Annotated in this window: 4 protein-coding genes and 1 tRNA gene; 2 read left to right on the forward strand and 3 right to left on the reverse strand. The window is 62.8% G+C overall.

All coding sequences use genetic code 11. The annotated features are described in order from the left end of the window. Nucleotides 1–92: bL21 family ribosomal protein (locus tag EOA60_RS30290; RefSeq protein WP_206628323.1), on the reverse strand; the 92-nt coding region annotated here is incomplete at its 3' end. Nucleotides 93–407: 315 nt separating this feature from the next. On the opposite strand from EOA60_RS30290, the gene EOA60_RS30295 reads away from it, so the two are divergent. After that, a tRNA-Ser gene (locus EOA60_RS30295) sits at nucleotides 408–497 on the forward strand. Nucleotides 498–598: 101 nt separating this feature from the next. Here EOA60_RS30295 and EOA60_RS30300 read toward each other — a convergent pair. Continuing rightward, the gene (locus tag EOA60_RS30300; protein WP_164748307.1) at nucleotides 599–1,138 is read right to left on the reverse strand and encodes a sulfotransferase; all 540 of its coding nucleotides are present in this window, start codon (nucleotides 1,136–1,138) and stop codon (nucleotides 599–601) included. Between the two features lie 243 nt (nucleotides 1,139–1,381). On the opposite strand from EOA60_RS30300, the gene EOA60_RS37885 reads away from it, so the two are divergent. Beyond that, a complete protein-coding gene (locus EOA60_RS37885; protein ID WP_127335349.1) occupies nucleotides 1,382–1,693 on the forward strand; it encodes a hypothetical protein in 312 nt (103 codons plus the stop codon). 48 nt (nucleotides 1,694–1,741) lie between these two features. Here the strand turns inward: EOA60_RS37885 and EOA60_RS30310 are convergent. After that, the coding region (locus EOA60_RS30310) for an HRDC domain-containing protein (protein WP_206628322.1) at nucleotides 1,742–2,088 on the reverse strand (347 nt) is incomplete at its 5' end.

Below are 2,088 nucleotides of genomic sequence, written 5' to 3' on the forward strand. Positions count from 1 at the left end.
TCGCCGACCTTGGCTTCGACTTTCTCGATCTTGAGCAGATCGTTGGCGGCGACGCGATACTGCTTGCCGCCCGTTTTGATGACTGCGAACATTTTTTGCCTTTCGCTGTTCGGTCGGCCTCGATGAACCGCTTCAGGCGGTTCGGCCGTCTTTTTGTCAGTCTGCGGGTTCAAAAAACAAGCGGCGCGGAGAAGCCCCACGCCGGATGCGGGCTGTCCCTAACCGAAGGTCGCGCGGAAGTCAAGGCAAGCGGCCCTTGCTCCTGAGCATGCCGTGGGCCGCGCGCCGGTCCGCGCCTCACCGACGCTTTTTCAAGAAGCGGGAAATCGGTCGACTAGGGCCTTGTAACTGCGGCGGTCAGCCGTTATCTAGTGCGCCGCGCCGGCAACGGCCGACCATGACCTCGCGGAGAGGTGGCAGAGTGGTCGAATGCACCGCACTCGAAATGCGGCATACTCGCAAGGGTATCGGGGGTTCGAATCCCTCCCTCTCCGCCATCCTGCTTCGAGCTGCGCGCTTTCGCGGGACAAGCCTCAAATCCCTTAAGAGCGAGCGAGATACCCTCCGAAGCCTTGGCGAAGGAGCGCGACAGTCGCCCTCAGCAATATCCGAAATAGGTCATCAGCTCCTGAGCCTCACCTGCCTCGAAACGCGAGGCGAATTCCTCAGGCAGCTTCGATCGCCAGCCGCCCCTGTAGTCGGTTATCGGTTGGTTGACCTGCGCCGAACGGCGAGCCGAATGCGCCGTGCGAACTCTTCTTGCCCTTCCCCAGACGACCGGATGCCGGTGATAGTCCAGGATGGCAGCATCGAAAGCCACACCCATGAAGCGGCATAGCCGTTCGATGGAAAGCGCAGGCGACTCGATAAAGTCCTCGTAGCGCCACAACATGGCCCCGCCCCTCTCGACGCAGAGCATCGAAGCCCTGCTGTCGGCGACCCACCTTTGGAACGCTCTGTCGAAATCGCCCTCGTAGCGCTGCCCGAGCGATGTCACGACATCGCGGCCATCGCGCGTCACCACGATGAAACGGGCATCCGGGATCGTCTCGCGTATCTGACGGGTGTAATGAATATGCCCGGGGGTTTTCTCGACCCAGACGCTCCGGCGCGAAATCGCCGCCTCAAGCAAAAGCAAGCTTAGCTTGGTCCATCTGGCGCCTTTGTCCGAGACAAAAGCGCTTGTCTCCCGCGGAACACTGAAGACATCCGGATGCGCTGCCAATATCCGGGCGAGCAAGGTCGACCCGGTATGACCGCAACCACAGATGAATATTGAGGCCCTCGGCTTTGGAATAAGCCGTACCACACCCTTGTTCACAATTCTTGTTCCCCCGGAAAGACTTTATTCGAACTGTTTGCCTCGAAGATTGCAACAGGAATGTTTCCACAGGAACGGCGCGGAACCACCGATCGGCGCCGTTCACATTTCAGCGTGCGGCGTATCGGGTGTATCGATGAAGCGCACGCGCTTGCCGCCACGGCCTGCCAGGACGTGCTCGGCCAAGGCCTCGACGGCAGCCAGCGCGCGATGCTTCAGCCGGCGCTGAGCTTCTTCACCTGGCGCACGCTGGTGCGCGAGGCCGGCTTGCAGCCCTTGCACGCTGTAAACACCATGGTCGGGGCCATCCAAGGCGCAACTGAAAGCGGGCGTTGCGCGCCGGCTGGGCGATTGACGTTTGAGTGCGAATGATCCGCCGTGGGTTGGGCCGGCCGAGCGTGAGCGCCGGCCGATTGTGCCTCAACCTGATCCGCCGGATTGATGCTCCGCAATCGCGCTCAGGAAGACCTCGCCGAATTCCTTGAGCTTGGCTTCGCCGACGCCGTTCACCGCGGCGAAGGCAGCGAGGTCGCGCGGGCAGCGCTCGGCCATGTCGATCAGCGTGCGGTCGGAGAAAACGACATAGGCCGGGACTTGGCGTTCCTTCGCCAGGCGCAGCCGCAGCGCCTTGAGCGTGGCGAGCAGCGCGGCGTCCAGGTCTTCGGCGTCCGCCGCGGCCTGGGCCGAACGCGCCTTGTCGCGCAGGGAACGGTGCCGCGTCTCGACGCGATACTCGAAGGCGATCTCGCCGCGCCCGAGCGCGCGGC

Origin of the sequence: Mesorhizobium sp. M1A.F.Ca.IN.020.06.1.1, from assembly GCF_004023265.1 — a bacterium.
Classification (GTDB): domain Bacteria; phylum Pseudomonadota; class Alphaproteobacteria; order Rhizobiales; family Rhizobiaceae; genus Mesorhizobium.

Bases quoted from the DNA above. Each gene is read 5' to 3' on its own strand.
- EOA60_RS37885 (WP_127335349.1), top strand. From the start codon at position 1,382: ATGTTTCCACAGGAACGGCGCGGAACCACCGATCGGCGCCGTTCACAT.